At 46.3% G+C, this 19,590-nt stretch carries 15 protein-coding genes; 14 read left to right on the top strand and 1 reads right to left on the bottom strand.

All coding sequences use genetic code 11. The features are described from left to right. The first annotated feature begins 13 nt into the window (after positions 1-13). The 14 genes from BLS14_RS01115 to coaD all read left to right on the top strand — a co-directional run bounded on the left by BLS14_RS01115 (position 14) and on the right by coaD (position 18,234). On the top strand, positions 14-676 hold the full coding sequence (locus BLS14_RS01115; protein ID WP_063564684.1) for an SGNH/GDSL hydrolase family protein: 663 nt from the start codon (positions 14-16) through the stop codon (positions 674-676). A 15-nt stretch (positions 677-691) separates the two neighbouring features. Further along, a complete protein-coding gene (locus tag BLS14_RS01120) occupies positions 692-1,588 on the top strand; it encodes an SMP-30/gluconolactonase/LRE family protein (protein ID WP_063564683.1) in 897 nt (298 codons plus the stop codon). Between the two features lie 364 nt (positions 1,589-1,952). Then, positions 1,953-5,036 carry a X2-like carbohydrate binding domain-containing protein gene (locus BLS14_RS01125; protein WP_090949077.1) on the top strand — a complete coding sequence of 1,028 codons (3,084 nt, stop codon included), beginning with the start codon at positions 1,953-1,955 and terminating at the stop codon, positions 5,034-5,036. A gap of 407 nt (positions 5,037-5,443) precedes the next feature. After that, positions 5,444-6,991: a response regulator transcription factor gene (locus tag BLS14_RS01130; protein ID WP_090805340.1), complete on the top strand. Its 1,548-nt coding sequence runs from the start codon at positions 5,444-5,446 to the stop codon at positions 6,989-6,991. Positions 6,992-7,010: 19 nt separating this feature from the next. Beyond that, the gene (locus BLS14_RS01135) at positions 7,011-8,777 is read left to right on the top strand and encodes a cache domain-containing sensor histidine kinase (RefSeq protein WP_064639102.1); all 1,767 of its coding nucleotides are present in this window, start codon (positions 7,011-7,013) and stop codon (positions 8,775-8,777) included. Positions 8,778-9,151: 374 nt separating this feature from the next. Further along, positions 9,152-10,435 (top strand): ABC transporter substrate-binding protein, encoded by a 1,284-nt coding sequence (locus BLS14_RS01140; RefSeq protein WP_371121407.1) that lies wholly within the window; start codon positions 9,152-9,154, stop codon positions 10,433-10,435. Positions 10,436-10,587: 152 nt separating this feature from the next. Beyond that, positions 10,588-11,475: a carbohydrate ABC transporter permease gene (locus tag BLS14_RS01145; RefSeq protein WP_053783937.1), complete on the top strand. Its 888-nt coding sequence runs from the start codon at positions 10,588-10,590 to the stop codon at positions 11,473-11,475. After that, positions 11,468-12,298 (top strand): carbohydrate ABC transporter permease, encoded by an 831-nt coding sequence (locus tag BLS14_RS01150; RefSeq protein WP_063564679.1) that lies wholly within the window; start codon positions 11,468-11,470, stop codon positions 12,296-12,298. Before BLS14_RS01145 ends, BLS14_RS01150 begins: the two co-directional genes overlap by 8 nt. Before the next feature lie 175 nt (positions 12,299-12,473). Continuing rightward, positions 12,474-15,521, top strand: a complete 3,048-nt coding sequence (locus tag BLS14_RS01155; RefSeq protein ID WP_090949078.1) for a beta-galactosidase, LacZ type — start codon at positions 12,474-12,476, stop codon at positions 15,519-15,521. 141 nt (positions 15,522-15,662) lie between these two features. Continuing rightward, positions 15,663-15,968, top strand: coding sequence for a hypothetical protein (locus tag BLS14_RS01160; RefSeq protein WP_063564677.1), 306 nt, complete (start codon positions 15,663-15,665; stop codon positions 15,966-15,968). 105 nt (positions 15,969-16,073) lie between these two features. After that, positions 16,074-16,361, top strand: coding sequence for a hypothetical protein (locus BLS14_RS01165; protein ID WP_143021510.1), 288 nt, complete (start codon positions 16,074-16,076; stop codon positions 16,359-16,361). Position 16,362: 1 nt separating this feature from the next. Continuing rightward, entirely contained in the window at positions 16,363-16,788 is a 426-nt protein-coding gene (locus BLS14_RS01170; RefSeq protein WP_090949083.1) for a hypothetical protein, read from the top strand. A 326-nt stretch (positions 16,789-17,114) separates the two neighbouring features. Then, positions 17,115-17,726, top strand: coding sequence for a 16S rRNA (guanine(966)-N(2))-methyltransferase RsmD (rsmD, locus tag BLS14_RS01180; RefSeq protein WP_079694706.1), 612 nt, complete (start codon positions 17,115-17,117; stop codon positions 17,724-17,726). A 1-nt stretch (position 17,727) separates the two neighbouring features. Then, positions 17,728-18,234: a pantetheine-phosphate adenylyltransferase gene (gene coaD / locus BLS14_RS01185; RefSeq protein ID WP_090807427.1), complete on the top strand. Its 507-nt coding sequence runs from the start codon at positions 17,728-17,730 to the stop codon at positions 18,232-18,234. Here coaD and BLS14_RS01190 read toward each other — a convergent pair. Further along, complete coding sequence (locus tag BLS14_RS01190) at positions 18,212-19,468, bottom strand: nucleoside recognition domain-containing protein (RefSeq protein WP_090949089.1); 1,257 nt, start codon at positions 19,466-19,468, stop codon at positions 18,212-18,214. The genes coaD and BLS14_RS01190 overlap by 23 nt on opposite strands. Between the last annotated feature and the right edge of the window lie 122 nt (positions 19,469-19,590).

Here is a 19,590-nt window from a genome sequence, read left to right on the forward strand (position 1 = left end):
GGAGAAAACGACAATGAAATTGCAAAAGAATGATAAGCTGCTTTTTATCGGAGATTCAATCACAGATTGTGGCCGTGAACATCCTGTTGGTGAAGGGAGTTCTGGACTGGGGCACGGCTATGTGGCGCAAGTGTATGCCTTGCTGCGTTCCATATATCCGGAATTGATGCTGCGGATTCAGAATGTGGGTAATAGTGGGAATACAATCCGGGATTTGAAGCAGCGCTGGGACCGTGATGTGCTTGATCTCAAACCGGATTGGCTAACGATTATGATCGGGATCAATGATGTATGGCGTCAATTTGACAATCCGTTATCCACAGAATCGCAAGTTTTTCTGGAAGAGTATGAATCCACACTACGAGATCTGGTTGCTTCTGTTCGTCCTGGGTTGAAAGGACTTGTTCTGATGTCTCCTTATTATTTGGAAGCCAATCCGGAAGATCCGATGCGGGCTACGATGGATATATACGGTGAGGCTGTTCGTAGAGTAGCCGCTGAAAATGACGCCATTTTCGTGGATACACAGGCTGCATTTACTCCATTCTGGGATCATTTCTATACGTCTGTGCTGACTTACGATCGGGTTCATCCCGATGCAACAGGCCATATGGTGCTTTCCAAAGCGTTCTTGGATGCCATTGGTTTCGAATGGTCAGGCGGCGTCAAATCTTAAAAAGGACGTGATGGCATGAGCGATTTGAACATTGCAGTACATACCCCGGCACTGTTGGGCGAAGGTCCTAGCTGGGATGCTGAACACAATCGATTATTATGGGTGGATATTGAAAGCTACAAGATCCATGTATACGTTCCAGCTACAGGAGAAGATCGGACTTATGATGTTGGCGAGCATGTAGGTGCGGTTGTGCCATACCATGATGATGAGGTTGTCGTTGCTTTGCGCAGTGGCTTCCACAGCTATAACTTGCTCACGGGAGAGTTACAGCCGATTGAAGATCCGGAGAAAGGCAAGGACAACAACCGTTTCAATGACGGGAAGTGTGACGCTCTTGGACGCTTCTGGGCAGGGACGATGAGCATGAACAATGAAAGCAAGGCAGGGGCGTTTTATTGCCTGGAGGAAGGACAGCCTGTTCGAACGTTGTTCAGGGATGTATCCACATCCAATGGTTTGGGCTGGAGCCCGGATCAACAGAAGATGTATTACATTGATACGCCGACACGATCCATTGACCGTTTTGATTTTGATCTGGCTGCTGGAGAGATAACGAACCGGACAAGTGTAATTGCTATACCGGAGGAATTTGGCTATCCAGATGGAATGACTGTAGACAGTGAGGGAATGCTGTGGGTTGCCCACTGGGGCGGAGGAAGAGTTACTCGCTGGAATCCGCATACAGCAGAGCTGATGCAACAGATTGAGGTACCTGCAGATCAGGTGACATCCTGCTGTTTCGGAGGGCCGGAGTTGGAGGACTTATATATTACGACTGCCCGAATCGGTATTCGAGAAGAGCGGCTGACGGAGACGCCGAATGCTGGATCTCTATTTGTAATTAAACCGGGTGTGAAAGGGCAGAAAACCTACGCTTTTGGCGGGGGAGCACAGTCGGATACCGAATAAATGAAGGACACAGTGTTACTAGAATTTTGTTCTTCGTCTATAAAATATTTATCAATGGAGAAGGGTGCTGTTTAAACAGCATCCTTTTTTTATGTTTTCAAAAGCGATATGCAGAAAAAAATACAAAAAATAGAATTTGGGCAGAAGGGGTTTTTTAATTGCCATCGAATGTTATTTATTGCAAGGTTAATCCAATGAATGGTAATCAAAATTGATTTATGAAAGCGTTTTATAAAAATAGAGAGGAGGTGGGGCTGGTTGCCTGTTCCAATGCATTAAATGTCTGACACTGCACTCATCAACATGATGACACAGCGGGGTTTACCGGATGCGATGAACATATTGAAGAGGAGGCTAAGTAATTATGAAAACGTTTTTGGGAAAGCTGCGGGTGATGAGTTTGACGGTTGCTGTTGCAGCAGTTTCGTTGGGAGTACTCGTTGGAACAACAGATGCGGCACCGAGTGATTCATACCAGTGGAAAAATGTCGTGACCGGGGCTGGCGGCGGTTTTGTGCCGGGGATTATTTTCAATGAGTCAGAGAAGGATTTGATCTATGCCCGGACGGATATCGGAGGAGCCTATCGCTGGAATCCTGCGAATGAGAGTTGGATTCCACTCACCGATTTTGTTGGCTGGGATGATTGGAACAAAAACGGTGTCGATGCGCTGGCAACAGACCCGGTTGATCCGAATCGAGTGTATATGGCTGTCGGCACGTACACGAATTCATGGGACAAAAACAACGGCTCTATTCTGCGTTCTACGGACCGTGGTGATACTTGGCAGACTACCACTCTTCCGTTCAAAGTCGGCGGAAACATGCCGGGACGTTCCATGGGGGAACGCCTGACCGTTGATCCGAATAAAAATAGCATTTTGTATTTTGGTGCACGTAGTGGCAACGGACTCTGGAAAAGTACGGATTACGGCGTAACCTGGAACAAAGTAACGAGCTTCCCGAATCCGGGCACGTATGTGGAGGACCCGTCTTATGAGTATACCAGTGACATCGTAGGTCTTTCCTGGATCACGTTTGACAAATCAACAGGTTCTGCTGGACAGGCAACACAGACCATCTATGTTGGGCTAGCCGACAAAAATCAAAGCATATACCGCAGTACGAATGGAGGCGCAACGTGGACTGCTGTTGCTGGACAGCCTACAGGGTATTTACCTCATCACGGAGAACTGGATGCCAATGGAAATCTCTATATTTCATACAGCGATGGTGCAGGCCCTTATGATGGGGAAAAGGGAGACCTCTGGAAACTAAATACGACTACAGGGGTATGGACCAACATTAGTCCAGTGCCGAGCAGCAGCTCGGACAATTATTTTGGATACGGCGGACTGGCTGTAGATGCTCAGCATCCTGGTACACTGATGGTTGCAACCCTCAACTCTTGGTGGCCTGACGCGAATCTGTTCCGCAGTACGGACAGTGGAGCTACTTGGACCCGCATTTGGGAATTTGAAGGATATCCAAACCGTAAAATGCGCTATACACAGGATATTTCGGCCGCTCCTTGGTTGACCTTTGGGACGAATCCTGCACCGCCTGAAGTTTCTCCAAAGCTGGGCTGGATGATTGGCGATCTGGAGATTGACCCGTTTGACTCTGACCGCATGATGTATGGAACAGGTGCGACCATCTACGGCACGAAAAATCTGACAGACTGGGATGACGGCAACAAAATCAATATTTCAGTGATGGCCAAAGGGGTCGAGGAGATCGCGGTTCTGGATCTGATCAGCCCGCCAAGCGGTGCACATTTGTTAAGTGGGGTAGGGGATGTCTCGGGATTCCGTCATAACAATCTGGATCAGTCACCAGCTACGATGTTTACCAGCCCCAACTACTCTTCTACGGAAAGTCTGGATTTTGCAGAGTTAAGTCCGAATACCATGGTTCGCGTTGGTAAAGCAGACTATACTGCTGATCCGAATGCAAAATCCATTGGTTTATCCAGCGATGGTGGGACCACGTGGTATAAGGCAAACGCAGAGCCTGCCGGTACAACCGGAGGAGGAACCGTAGCTATCTCGGCAAATGGTAATCGACTTGTATGGAGCACGTCGGACAAGGGTGTGCATTATTCCACTGGCGGCAACTCATGGACAGCGAGTTCAGGTATACCCGCACAGGCAAAAGTGGTCTCCGACCGGGTAAATTCGAACAAATTCTATGGATTTGCTGCCGGTAAAGTCTATGTGAGCACCAATGGTGGTGCCTCCTTCACTGCATCTGCGGCAACTGGGCTTCCGGTAGAAGGTAACGCGGATCTGGACGCTGTTCCAGGAACGGAAGGCGAACTTTGGTTTGCAGGCGGCAGTGAAGAGGAAGGGCCATATGGTCTGTGGCATTCCACCGATTCAGGAGCGACCTTTACCAAGCTTGCAAATGTGGAGGAAGCGGACAGCATCGGTTTTGGTAAAGCGGCACCTGGGCAGAACGTGGTCGCGCTGTACACGATTGCTAAGATTGATGGAACACGTGGATTTTTCCGTTCCGATGACGGCGGGGCGAATTGGGTACGGATTAACGATAATCAGCATCAATATGCACGTGTGACCACGATTACAGGTGATCCACGTTTGTATGGAAGAGTGTATCTGGGTACGAATGGACGAGGCATTTTATATGCTGACCGTATTGGTGGGAACAATGGCGGTGGAGAAGGTGGAGGCGAGACTCCGGTGAACAGTTCGGCCATCACACCAGTGAATGCGGAATTTGATAAAAATACAGGCAATCAGGTAGATATTCCTGTAACGTTGACACTGAACGGAAACACTTTTAGTGCAATACGTAATGGCAATACAACGCTGGTTTCAGGTACGGATTACACATTATCGGGCAATCAGGTCGTGTTGAGTAAAACCTATCTGGCTTCTTTGTCCAAGGGAAGCGCCGCGTTAACCTTTCATTTCAGTGCAGGCAATGATGCGATCCTAAATCTGACGATCAAAGACACGACGGCTGTACCCGCAGGAGCCATTCGAATTGAGATGTTTAATGGAACGACTTCAGCAACGGGGAACTCCATTAATCCTAAGATCAAATTAACGAATACAGGTACTTCGGCCATCAATCTTTCCGACGTCAAAATTCGTTACTATTATACGATCAATGGCGCTCAAGCCCAAAACTTTTTCTGTGACTGGGCAACAGCTGGAAACGACAATGTTACAGGGGCGTTTAGCGCGCTGTCGACCCCAGTGACCGGAGCAGATTCCGTGCTGGAGATTGGCTTCAAAACTTCTGCGGGTTCATTGGCAGCGGGGCAAAGTACTGAAATTCAGGCACGGTTCTCCAAAACAGACTGGACCAACTACACTCAGACGGATGATTATTCGTTTGCTCCAAGTCAAACAGCCTATACTGACTGGAACAAAGTAACGGGATATATTGCCGGAAGTCTTCAATGGGGTATCGAACCTTAGACCTGAACTTGAAATGAAAGTATGACTTAATTTAAACGTATATCGATAAGAAGTCCTGGCTCGCCGAAAATGATTCATGGCGGGCCGGGGCTTCTTATTTTGTCGAAATATAGTGTACACTAAAGTGAGTTTCCGTTAGCATTTTGCATTATTCGAATCAACTCACTCCCGGGTACAAGATAAAGACGAATAGATGCATTTCGATCTATATCTTGCTGATTAAAAGTCGCTCTATGGATTTATGCAAAATGCCTACCATTGCTTAAACGTTCATTTTGAGATATAAAAAGAAGTACAAAACTTTTAAATTAATGTAACCGCTAACACGGGGAAGCCATTCTATCCGATATATGATGGTATATCTTGAACAGACATAGAAGAAAGATTAGACAAGGGGGTCAAGGGTCATGAACCGGTTGTGTAAGGTGCTGATTGTTGACGATGAGTTTCTTGTAAGGCAAGGCATTAAGCACCATATGAACTGGGAAGCTGAAGGTTTTCAGATTGTAGGTGAAGCTTCCAACGGGGAAGAAGGGCTTGAACAGGTACACTCATTACAGCCGGATATTGTCATTACGGACATCGTAATGCCTGTGATGGATGGGGAAACATTTGTCCGGACGTTAAAAGCCAGTCATCCGCAGATTGAGGTTATCGTACTTAGCAGCTTCAGTGAATTTGAATATGTACGTTCAACGCTCCAAAATGGAGCAGCAGACTATATATTGAAACCGAAACTGGATACTAATGAATTATTACAAGTACTTCAGCGTACGGCTGGCAAAATTCCCGAATTGCAGTTTGAGCCTTCTCATGATGGGTGGAGGCTCGGACAACTGATGGAGAAAATGCTGTCCGGTTTTACGTTGGATGAGGATAATGAGTTGCTTATGATTAGGGAGACGTTTCCTCACCGATGCTTCCGCTTACTCGTATATAAGCCGCAGGATACACAAGTACGTGTGCACAAGCTGGATAACGAGCAATTGGAGTCCAGGTTACGGGATCTGCTCCCCGACGTGGAGTGCGCAATCGTTCCGGCCGAAGGTACCTCGCCAGTGGTGCTCCTTAATGTTGAGTCTGCGAAGGATGAATGGATGGTGCAGCGAATTAAGGAGTTGGCGAGCGAGAATAAGGACGGGCAGGACGGACCTTGCTGGGTGCTGAGCGACAGCTTCTCTTCATTTGAAGAGATGGGGGACGTATATCGAACACGTCTGATCAAGCTAATGGAGTATCGCTTTTATTATGAGGACCGATCTATTCTGGTGTATGGCGAACTTCCGCCTCTTCACCCTGCAGGATATCAGTTCAATGTGAACATGTTTTTGCAGCATGTGAAGCGAAATCGAACAGAAGCCGCAAGAGAATATTTGCAGGAGCATGCTCTTACGTTGGGACGGGATTATATTGCGGATGTGTTTGAAATTAAGTCCTTTCTGGGCAATCTGATCTTTAACGTGACCATTACGTTGGCAGATATGGATGTACAGTCCGCTGCACTGGAAGAGAGCAAGTATGCCTATTTCAAACATGTGGATGGCGCCTCTAGTCTAACAGAAGCGATGAATGTGCTGGATCAGTTCATGGCTGAGGTACAGGAGTGCACGACTGGAGAGGGCGCAAGACGAAGTGATCCGAATATGAAAATGCTGCTGGAATATATGCATCAGCACTTTGATCAGCCACTCGGACTTGCCGAAGTAGCCAAGCATTTTCATTTTAATCCATCGTACTTGTCCAGTTATTTCTCTTCACACAAAAAAGAAGGCTTTAACGAATATTTGAATAAGATTCGGATTGAAAAGGCAGAGGAACTGCTCCGCTCAGACGATGTTACCATTTCCGAAATTAGCAGCATGGTAGGGTATTCCGACCACAGTTACTTTTGCAAGGTGTTCAAAAAATTTACCGGACTGTCACCGAGCCGATACCGGCGAAAATTCTGGGCATAACGTCAGAAGGAAGAAATAAATGAAGAAATGGATGAATGCATTCTCAAGGCTTGGACTTTTCCCAAAACTGTTCCTCGTTATGTTCGTTAGCATCATTCTTGTCTCCGTGCTCATTCTATGGACATCGATTCATATGTCGACCAAGCTGTTTACCGAGACGTTCAGTATTACGAACTCCAAGGTACTTAGCCAGATCAAAACGAACTTTGAATCCTTCAACGATGCGATTGCTGCTGTATCCAATAATGTTAGCCAAAGCGGGGCAATTCGTGGTTATCTGTCTGAGGGGGAGGGTGACTCCCTCACGATGGCAAAATCCTATTATAATATGAGAGAAACGATGGACCGGATTCAATCAATTACGGAGTCCTATGAAGTTGGTATAACGATTAGCGGTATTAATGGGCGTACGTATTCCACCGATCGATCTCATCTTCGTTTATCAGCAGATGAATTGAAAGAGCAGCCGATTACGCTGGAAGCAGCGGCCAGTCCGAACCGGATCATTTTTGATGACTATCAGACGAATGATGAGACTGCCCAGCAGATGATCTCAGCGACCAAGGCATTGACGGATCGTGCTGAAAACCGACTCTATGGTACGTTGTATGTCACCATGAGAGAGAACGCATTTCGTCAGTTCTATAGCAGTTTCACGAGCAGGGGCAACGATGTGGTTATCCTGAATGATGCGGGTGAGATTGTATCATCCAATCGTGAAGAGTGGATCGGCACCACTCAACTCGAATTGCTGACCTATGCCAGAGAAATGAATAACGAAAGTGTAAAAGGTGTAAATGCGCGGGTCATGGATCAGGACAGTGTGGTATTGTCCGAGTACTTACCATTTTATCGGTTTTATATCGTAAATGTGGTCGATAAGGATCTCGCGATGGGGCAGCTGATTGACATGAAGACGATTGCTCTGATCTGTGCAGCCATTGTAGCCGGAGCGCTCATACTCGTGTTCCTTATTACGAATCAGATCACCAAGTCGCTGCGCCGACTTGTGAAGCAGATGTCCAATATAACCAAAAGTGATCTGGACAACTATATTCCAGTCAGTGGAAGTTATGAGAGTCGACAGTTAGGTCACGCCTATAACTACATGCTGGACGAACTTCATGACTATGTGGATCAGCTGGTACTTACACAGCGGGAGCAACGAAATGCAGAGCTGGCGGCGCTGCAAAGCCAGATTAATCCTCATTTCCTGTACAATACCCTGGCTTCCGTGAAAGTCCTGGTTCAGCAAGGCAACAAGGATAGGGCTGCCGAAACCATTAATGCGCTGATCTCCTTATTGCAGAATACGATTAGTAACGTGAGTGAGACGATAACGGTGGAGCAAGAAGTCGAAAACCTGAAAAACTATGTATTCATTAATCATGTCCGATACGGAGGGCGCATTAAAGCAGCCTTCTACGTAGCTCCGGATTGTACACATTATCATGTACCCAAACTGGTGATTCAGCCCTTTATCGAGAATGCCTTCTTCCATGGATTCATTTCCAAGGAAACAGGCACCATCCATGTGATGGTCTCCAGAGCCGGAGAGTCATTGATTTGCGAGATTATGGATAACGGGGACGGGATAGAAGGATTCTCCATGGGTGAGTCGCTGCCCAATCCGAAGAATAATCGGCAATTGTTTAGTGGTATTGGTATCCGGAATGTACATGATCGCATAGAGCTATTGTACGGGGCACCTTATGGTGTAACCATAATGAGCAAACCGGGAGAGGGTACAAGGGTTACTGTTACACTTCCGTTGATTACGAGCTAATAATAGCTTTTGAGTGAATACAAGGTCGTTATTTTTATGAAAAGGTGGCTTTATAGAAGGTCTTCCTGGGTTGTCGATGACAACACGGGAGGGCCTTTTTGGTGCTCAGAGCGTAAGGATTCAGCCCAGACTTGTAAAATATTCAGATTAAAAAAGTACAAAATCAAAAGAAATTACAAAAAAACAAATTTAATGCAAGCGGTTTCTGTAAAGGTTTTCATTGTGGCAATAAGATGACAAATCAACACAAAATTATTACTAACGAATGAAGATTTGGGAATGATAAGATGAATTCATCGAGAGCAAACGCTTTCAGAAAACGCAAACAAATTACACACAAAGAGGTTGAAGGGGAGTTGAATTGTTTGAAAAAAATGTGGGTACTGATGCTCGTTACTGTCCTGCTGTTGTCTGCATGTTCTTCCGGTGGTGGAGGGAACAAGGCAAGTGAGGGTGAAAAAACCGCTAATGAAATTACGATCTGGGCTTGGGACAAAGCGTTTAACGTCGCTGCATTAGAAACAGCAAAAGAAGCCTATCAAAAACAAAATCCTGATCTGAAAATCAACATCATTGAATATGCTCAAGCTGACATTATCCAAAAACTGAATACAGGTTTGAACTCGGGAACAAGCAGCGGCCTTCCGAACATTGTTCTGATTGAAGATTACCGTGCACAAAGTTTCCTGAACGCTTACCCTGATGCATTTAAAGATATGTCCTCTACAATCAAAGCTTCCGATTTCGCAGAGTACAAACTGGGACCAACCGCTTTTGATGGCAAACAGTTTGGTGTTCCGTTTGACTCTGGTGTAACAGGTCTCTACTACAGAACAGATTTGCTGGAGCAAGCAGGCTACAAAGCAGCTGACCTTCAGGACATCACATGGGATGATTACATCAAAATCGGTAAAGATGTGAAAGCCAAAACTGGCAAAGATCTGATCACACTTGATCCTAACGATTTGGGTCTGATCCGTATGATGATTCAATCCGCAGGTTCATGGTATTCCAAAGAAGATGGTAAAACACCTGATCTGGCTGGCAATGCAGCACTGAAAGAAGCATTTGTAACGTACAAAGCAATGATGGATGCAAATATCGTTAAGTTGAACTCCGACTGGAGCCAATTCGTGGCAGCATTCAACAATGGTGATGTTGCTACCATTCCTACAGGAAACTGGATTACACCATCCGTGCGTCAAGAAGCATCGCAATCCGGCAAATGGGCGGTAGCACCACTTCCTAAAATGGCTGGACAATCGAATTCTGTACACGCATCCAACTTGGGTGGTAGCTCTTGGTATGTCATGAATAATGTTGCTGGTGCAGACCAAGCTGCTGATTTCATGGGTAAAACATTCGGTTCTGACAAACAATTGTATCAAGATTTGCTGAACAACATTGGTGCGATCGGCACGTACAAACCGGCGGCAGAAGGTGAAGCGTTTGATAAAGCCGACGAGTTCTTCGGTGGACAAAAAGTGTTTGCTGATTTTGCAAAATGGACGCAAGAAATCCCTAGCGTAAACTACGGTATCAACACATATGCCATCGAGGACATTCTGGTTGTTGAAATGCAAAACTTCCTGAACGGCAAAGCGATTGATGACGTTCTGGCTGATGCACAGAAACAAGCTGAAGCACAATTAAACTAAGATGATCCACGGTAACTTATAGAACCCAAGGAAGCATCGGAGCCGTTCCACTGTCTGGCACAAGCAACAGCCGACCCGGACATGGTAGAGGCTCCCTGGGTTCTATCCATGTTACACGGAGAGAGAGGAGCCACACTGTGAAAGCCAAAGCCATGAATACAGGAGACAGTCTGCAAAAGAAAAATAATTTGACTGGATGGGCTTTTATATCGCTCGCTGTTATCGGGATCGTTGCATTTTACTTCTATCCGATGCTGCAAGCGCTGCTCTTATCGTTCAAGTCGGGTGTAGGAGCCAATCTTGAATTTACGGGCCTGGATAACTATAAAAGATTATTCATTGATACAACGTTCCGAACTGCTGTATCCAATACATTTCTGTACTTGATCATTCAAGTGCCTGTCATGATTATTCTCGGTTTGTTTATTTCCGTTTTATTGAATGACAGTACGTTACGCTTCCGTAGCTTCTTCCGTACTGCTATCTTCCTGCCTTGCGTAACCTCATTGGTTGCCTACTCTGTCGTATTCAAATATCTGTTCTCTTCTGACGGTATGGTTAACCAATTCCTGATGAATCTGCACGTGATTGCTGAACCGATTCAATGGATCACTGACCCGTTCTGGGCTAAAATTACGATTATAATCGCCGTTACTTGGCGTTGGACCGGATATAACATGATTTTCTATCTGTCATCTCTTCAGAACATTGATCAGTCGATCTATGAAGCTGCACGGATTGATGGAGCAAATGCTTTCACGCAATTTTTCAAAATTACCGTTCCATTGCTCAAACCGATTATCCTGTTCACCTCCATTACATCGACGATTGGTACATTACAAATTTTCGATGAGATTATGAACATCACCAAAGGTGGTCCGGGTAATGCGACGATGTCCATCTCCCAGTACATTTATAACCTTTCGTTCAAATATTCACCGGACTTCGGATATGCGGCAACCGTTTCGTATTCCATCGTGCTGATGATTATCGTATTGTCCATTATCCAGTTCAAAGTGGCAGGTGAGAGAAATGGCTAAAGCAAAAGCAAAACGTATATTCACATATGTCTTCTTGTCCATCGTTGCATTTGTGTCCATCTTCCCATTCTTCTGGATGCTTGTCAGTTCGACCAATGCTTCTGTAGATGTCACCAAAGGTAGACTGCTTCCTGGATCGGCTTTCCTTGATAACTTCAACAAATTGCTGGATTCAACCAATCTGGTACAGGCTCTTGGAAATTCGGCGATTGTTTCCGTTATTTCCACGATTCTTGCTTTGCTGATTGGTTCCTTGGCCGGTTATGGATTCGAAGTATATCGGACGAAATCACGTGATATCGTATTTAACATTCTGTTGCTGTCGATGATGATTCCGTTCGCAGCGCTGATGGTTCCTTTATACCGGATGTTTGCTACGATCTCTGGTTTTGCACCGTTCATCGGTATCAACACCATGGCCGCAGTTATTCTGCCGACCATCACAACGGCGTTCCTAATCTTCTTCTTCCGTCAGAACACCAAAATGTTCCCGAAAGAGATGCTTGAAGCTGGCCGGATTGATGGTTTGAGCGAAATAGGCATCTTCTTGAAGATCTACATGCCAACGATGAAAACAACATATGCAGCCGCTGCGATCATCACATTCATGAGCAGCTGGAATAACTACCTCTGGCCTCTCGTGGTGCTGCAAACGCCAGACCAACAGACGATTCCGTTGTTAATCTCGAACCTCGGTTCCAGCTATTCACCGGATTATGGTGTCATCATGACCGCCATCGTCATCGCGACATTACCGACAGCCATTGTATTCTTCATTATGCAAAAACACTTTGTCGCAGGTATGGTTGGTTCCGTTAAGTAATGCATCATCATTAAACCGTCTGAATGGACGTCAATGTAGAAGAGGAGAGAAGAGGACGCCAGACATGGCGTGCCTCTGTCTTTCTGTTTGTTTATGTTTGTTTCGTAAAAGGAAAATAAGAATCTGTACTGAATAAGTAATAAATATATTTGTTTCAAGAGGGAGAGAGAGCCGAATGAAAGCAACACATGCAGATATTAACTGGCTGGGCGATGTAAGCGTTTTTGAAGTAAACCGCCTTAACGCTTACTCGGATCATCGCTATTACCGTACTATGGAAGAAGCGAAAGCATCCGGTGCAATGGCTATGCGCTACAACCTTAACGGAACGTGGAAATTTAATTATGCAATCCGTCCGGATTGCCGCCCCGAAGCTTTTTATAAGCAGGAGTTCTCCAATGCTGGTTGGGATGATATTGAAGTACCGGGGCATATTCAGCTCCAAGGCTACGGTCAGATCCAATACGTAAATACTCAATACCCTTGGGATGGCTTAAACGATCTGCGTCCACCTGCATTGCCGCAGGACCAAAACCCGGTAGGTAGTTATATTCGCACATTCCATTTGCCAACAGGCTGGCAGAACAGTCCGGTATATATTTCGTTTCAGGGTGTAGAATCTGCATTCTATGTATGGCTTAACGGACAGTTTGTCGGGTATGGGGAAGACAGCTTTACACCATCCGATTTTGATCTGACACCATTCCTCCAGGACGGAGAGAATAAACTGGCTGTGGAAGTGTATCAACGCAGCACAGGCAGTTGGTTGGAGGATCAGGATTTCTGGCGGTTCTCAGGCATTTTCAGAGATGTGTATCTGTATACTGTGCCGGCTGCGCATATTCGCGATGTGCGGGTTGTAACGGATTTGGACAAGTCTTATACCCATGGTACGTTAAACGTGGATCTGAAGCTTGAAGGAAAAGCTGCTGCTGGAGCCAAAGTGAACGCTGAACTAAGGGATGCTGAAGGCAACACGGTGAAAACATTTGGCGGGATTGAAGTTACCAATGGTCTGGTAAGTCTTCGTGAGGAGATTGACCAAGTAAACCTGTGGAGCGCGGAGATTCCTTACCTGTATCGTCTGTACATTCAAGTATATGATGCAGCGGGCGAGCTGGTGGAAGTTCTACCTCAGGCCGTTGGCTTCCGTACATTTGAAATGATCGATAAAGTGATGCACATCAATGGTAAACGTATTGTCTTCAAAGGGGTAAACCGTCACGAATTCAATCCGCGTCGCGGACGCGCTGTAACCAAGGAAGATATGCTGTGGGATGTTCAGACGATCAAACAAAACAATATGAACGCTGTTCGTACATCTCACTATCCAAACCAAAGCCTATGGTATGAACTGTGTGATGAATATGGATTGTATGTGATTGATGAAATGAACCTGGAGACACACGGATCATGGCAAAAACTGGGTGCAGTTGAGCCTTCGTGGGTTATTCCTGGCGACCGTCCAGAGTGGCATGATATCGTTATGGATCGTGCGGTGTCGATGGTAGAGCGGGATAAAAACCATCCGTCCATTCTGATCTGGTCTTGTGGTAACGAGTCTCATGGTGGTGAAGTGATCTATAAAGTTTCGCAATATTTCAAATCGGCTGATCCTACACGTCTTGTTCATTATGAAGGTGTGTTCCACGATCGTCGCTTCAACGACACGAGCGATATGGAATCACGCATGTATGCCAAACCGGCCGACATTGAGGAATTCTTGAACGCGAATCCGGAAAAACCATATATCAGCTGTGAGTATATGCATGCCATGGGTAACTCCATTGGCGGTATGCATAAGTATACGGAACTCGAAGACAAGTATCCGATGTATCAGGGCGGATTCATTTGGGATTACATTGATCAAGCCATATACAAAAAAGATCGTTACGGCAAAGAGTTCCTTGCTTATGGCGGAGATTTCGGTGATCGTCCTTCGGACTATTCGTTCTGTGGAGACGGCATTGTGTACGCAGACCGCAGAGTGTCTGCCAAGATGCAGGAAGTCAAATTCCTGTACCAAAACCTCAAGCTGTTCCCGGATCGGGAAGGCGTGAAAATCGTTAACGATAATTTGTTTGCAGACACATCTGAATTCGAACTGGTATACAGTCTGGATCGGGAAGGTCACGAAGTGCTGCATGGAACGTTGGAGGTAAACGTGGGTCCACAAAGCGAGACCGTTGTGAAACTTCCACTTGATGTGGAATCTCTTGCTGGCGGGGAATACGCAGTGAATACCGCGTTTGTATTAAAAGCAGCAACATTGTGGGCAGAAAAAGGCGAGGAAGTTGCCTTTGGACAGTTTGTATTTGCTCAGGAAAAGTCGGAAATTGTGGAGTCCGATCTGAACCTGACAAATGAAATTCAGGTCGTTGAAGGGGACGTTAATATCGGGGTAAGGGTAGGTCAGACCCATGTCCTGTTCTCCAAGGCTTTCGGAACATTGGTATCCCTGAAGCTGTCAGGTCAAGAGACGATTGCACAGCCTCCAATGCCATTGTTCTGGCGTGCGACCACCGATAATGATAAGGGTACTGCTATGGGCTTCGAGCTTGGGGCTTGGTATGCTGCAAGTCTGCTGCCTAGATGTGTGAACTGGAAAGCGGAACAAAACACGGATCAATATCGGATCGAATTCACGTACAAACTTAATATTTCGGCAGATGTACAAGTGAAAGTGGCTTATACCGTCCGTGCAGATGGTAGTGTGCATGTGCATAATACGTATAAAGGAACGGCAGGTCTGCCAGATCTTCCGATTCATGCGCTCTCCTTCAAAACTTCGCCGGACTTTGAAAATGTGGAATGGCTGGCGATGGGACCGGAAGAAAACTATGCGGACCGTGCATTTGGCGCTCGTCTGGGTATCCATGACAGCAAAGTAGCGGATACCGTTGCTCCATATCTTGTACCGCAGGAGTCGGGCAACCGTACGGGTGTACGTTGGGCTAAATTGACCGACAACGCGGGACGTGGCTTTAAAATTGAATCTGCTGCAGCTCCAGTTGAGCTGAATGTATCTCCTTATACGGCATTTGAGCTGGAGAATGCCCAACATGCGTATGAGTTGCCTCCGGTGCATTATACGGTTGTAACGGTAGCCGGCAAACAAATGGGCGTAGGTGGTGACGATAGCTGGGGAGCACCGGTTCATCCGGAATACCGCATCACCTCGGACGGCGAACTGCAATTTGAATTTGTCATTCGTGCGCTGTAATAGCGCTATATAAGATGTAGCTAAAGGACAGAGGTCTCCAAAACTGGGGGCCTCTGTTTGCTGTTATCAGATGATGAGCTATGAAACCGCTACCGTACCTGTCTCGTACTGTACTGGACATGGATAAAGGAGGGGTTTATTTTGAGCAGAAAAGCAAAGACGGGTGTATGGGTAACGGTACTCGTTATACTAGGCATCATTGTGGGATGCTTCATCTGGTATTTTAATACGGCTTCAGGTGAACGTGCGCTGAAAACGATGCGGTCCAACAACTCCGGGGGTCTGGAGCGTGTGGTTAACGTATACAGTAATTCGGGAGAATTGATTCATACGTATGAGGGGAAGATTGATTTGCAGGATACGGAGTATGGAAACAAGGTGCTTTTTGATCTGGATGGCAAACGGATTGTGATTTATAACGCGACAGTGATTAGTGAAGAGAAGTAAATGAGGGGCGGTGCAAGAGTTCATGCAGGAGCATTCCGATGACACTCTTTCGCTCATATGGTAAAATTAAGGGAATGAAGTGGAGAGGTGATGAGAGGCATGTTCATGGAGATGTTGTTGGCCCTGATTGCCATACTCGGAATGGTCGCATTCTATTGCTTAATCGCTTATTTCCTAATTCGTCTTATTTCCAGAAAAGCATTCAAGCGCACGTTAACCAAGTATGAAACAATTGAAATATTGGTATGGGTAGCAATGGTGTTCTTTGCTATTGTGATGATTAAGAATCAGTCATGGAATATGTTGCTGCCTGTAGTTCTCCTTATGGTTTCAATGATTAACCTGCACCGTTCAAATCGGAAATACAGAGAGATGAACAAAGAGGGACTTTAATATGATACTGGATAAGTCGACAGACACCTCAGGGTTAACACAGGTTGCCGCACTTTCGGATGAATTGCAGCCTGTGTTTGATAAAGCAGAAAGTAAGTATCAAGCGTGTGGCATTGAGCTGTTCTTTGTTTTCAGATGTCTGCCTGAAGAATATGAGAGAAAATCGACGGTCAGATACGCTAAGAAGGACAATACGATTTACTTTGATATGACAGTCAGTGAGGATCAGTATAAAACGTTTAGCAAAAGCAGACAGCGATATGAGCTGAGTCATTATTTCTATGCTTTTCTGAACGACAAACTAAAGAAATATAAGATCAAACACTTGGATCATACGGAATTTATGAATGACATGGAAGAATGGCTGAAAGATATTGGATGGTTACAATCGCAATTCGAGGCCAGTATGGATGAATATGGGCAATAGGTTGTCTGATGGCGGTTTTATTATTAGTCAATGGGGTTATGGTACCTAATAAAGATAACAAAAAGAAGCTCTCTTTCGAGAGCTTCTTTTTCATGGGAGAGGAGAAACCGGACGAAGAGCTTATGGGGAAACGTAAGTCTTCTCCGCGGTTGTCTACGACACTTGTGATGTCGATAATTAAAGGATGGCCGGAAAGTTTCCTTTTTATACATATCCGTCAACAATTTTCTTGAGAGAAAGCAGACGCACTATTTTTCAAACTGAACCCGATTGTGGTACGATAGCTTTATCAATATACTTACATAGAGAGAAAAGGTGACTCATCAGTGAGAGTGGTATCTGGGAGTGCGAAAGGCAGACCGCTGAAGGCTGTTCCTGGCACAGGGACGCGGCCGACCACCGACAAGGTGAAGGAAGCGTTGTTTAGTATGATTGGCCCTTATTTTGAGGGCGGTACAGCATTGGATCTGTTTGCAGGCAGTGGAGGTCTCGGTATTGAGGCGCTGAGCCGCGGCATGGACAAGGCTGTTTTTGTTGACTTGGAATCGAAAAGTATTGAAGTGATCCGTGCAAATCTGAAAGCAACCAAGCTGGAAGATCAGGCGGCCATATACCGGAATGATGCCAGTCGTGCATTGAAGGCGCTCGCCAAGCGAAACACACAATTTGATCTCGTATTTCTTGATCCACCCTACCGTATGAAAAATGGGGACGAGTTAATGCTTACGATGCACGAACTGGATCTGCTTGAACCGGAAGCGACCATTGTGCTTGAATATGAATCCAAATATAGTTACCCTGAGCAATTCGGCCCGTTTGAACAAACGCGCAAGGCATTGTATGGGGAGACAGCTGTATCCATCTATTATTATGCACCTGCTGCAACAACAGAAGATGGAGAACCTAGCGCAGCGGAAGAGGAGGCTCCTCATGAGTGAAATGATACATCGTCAGGAACGAATTGCCGTATATCCAGGCAGTTTTGATCCCGTAACTATGGGCCATCTGGACATTATTGCCCGGGCGTCGAAGCAGTTCGATCGCGTCATCGTGGCTGTGTTGAATAATATGAGCAAAAATCCATTATTTACGGTGGAAGAACGCAAGAGTCTTATTACGGAAGTCACGAGTCATCTGCCTAATGTGGAGGTGGACAGCTTCCGTGATCTGACGGCAAATTATGTACGGCAAAAAGATGCTCAGGTCATTGTCCGTGGTATCCGCTCGGTGACGGATTTTGAATATGAGCTTCAGCTGGCTTCGACGAACAGCAAGTTAAATCCGGATGCGGAAACCATTTTTATGATGACCAATCCGAAATATTCTTATCTGAGCTCCAGCATCGTCAAGGAAATTGCCCACTACCACGGAGATGTCACCGATCTGGTCTCACCTGAAGTGGAAGCTGCGCTGCGTCAGAAAATTAGCGAGAAAACCGGCGGTTAAACCAGAAGGTCAGCCCGGATAGGCAGATCATGACGGTGAGCAGCAATGCCAGACCGATACAGGCAGCAGGGAAACCATTCCAGACGGCATCGATGATGTCGGAGGTGTTCATGCCTACCAGGGACTGCTTGGTTAGGAAAGGTGCCAAACCATTGCCCGGATTGTTCTGAAACGTAGCCCAGACTTCGGAACTGTAACGGCTGAATGGCAGCCACAGCAGCAAGCTGATGAAAAATGCAACCAATGCATGAAGCAGGCGGATTCCGGCAAAATACAACATGGACGTTGTGGCAAGTCCCGCAGCTTTCAGCACGGCGGAGACTTGCAGATGAGAGCACAGACCACCCCAGCCGAGAACAGCTGCAAGCAAAGACATTAGCAGAACGGGTGTCAGTGGGCTCTGACTCAGATGATAAGTTCCGAGATGCAGTTCCAGCAGTGAGGGCCAAAAAGCAACTGAAGTACCGGGGGTGATATAGAGAGTGAGCAGCCGAACAAACACGGCAAACACAATCATATATCCTCCGGTCATCATTAAAGTTTGTACAGCTTGGGAGACCGTGTCTCCAAGCAATTTGCCGAACCCGCGTCCGTCACGTTTCTGGGCTTCGCGGGCTGCAAACATCATTTGTGACCATAGGCTCCGTCGTTTATACGAAGAAGGGTTTGCAGTTGGGAATTCTTCCTCTTTTGATTCCTTGGGTAGGAGTCGTACTCCGATCATGGCTGCAATCCATCCACTAACCCAGTGAACGATCAGAAGGAAATATCCAGCAGCAGGCTGATGAAGAAAAGCTGCACCGATGACAAGTATAATCATCAATGGATTGGCAAAATGAGATGCTGATGCGACAATACCCGCCTGTTTGGCGGTAATTTGTTGATCCTGCACTAGGCGGGAGGCGGTATCTGCTCCTGCCGGAAAGCCGCCACACATGCCGACAACAATGGCCAGTCCGGCTTTGCCCGGCAGACGGAACCAGCGCTGCATTAATGGCCCTAATAAGACGCCAAGTGCGTGGGTAAAGCCGAATGCAGTCAGCATTTGGGATAACATCAGAAATGGAAGCATGGCAGGAAAGATGATTTTCCACCAAATGTCTAAACCTTGAATAGAGGCATCGAATGCATCTTTCGGAGATACAACTACTGCAATTACCAGCAATAAAGCGCCTGTACTCATAAGTACCGTTCGTAACGGTCCAGAGCCCGTAACTTCGCTCTGCATTGTCATTGTTTCACCTCATATGGATCGTGCCGCATACACTCGGCCAGGATTAGTTGTGGACGGCCGAATGACGTCCGTGGACGCTTCGGCCTTGACCGGATAAGCTACTGTAAACAGCGGCCTATCCG

This window comes from Paenibacillus sp. OK060 (assembly GCF_900101205.1).
Classification (GTDB): Bacteria; Bacillota; Bacilli; order Paenibacillales; family Paenibacillaceae; genus Paenibacillus; species Paenibacillus marchantiae.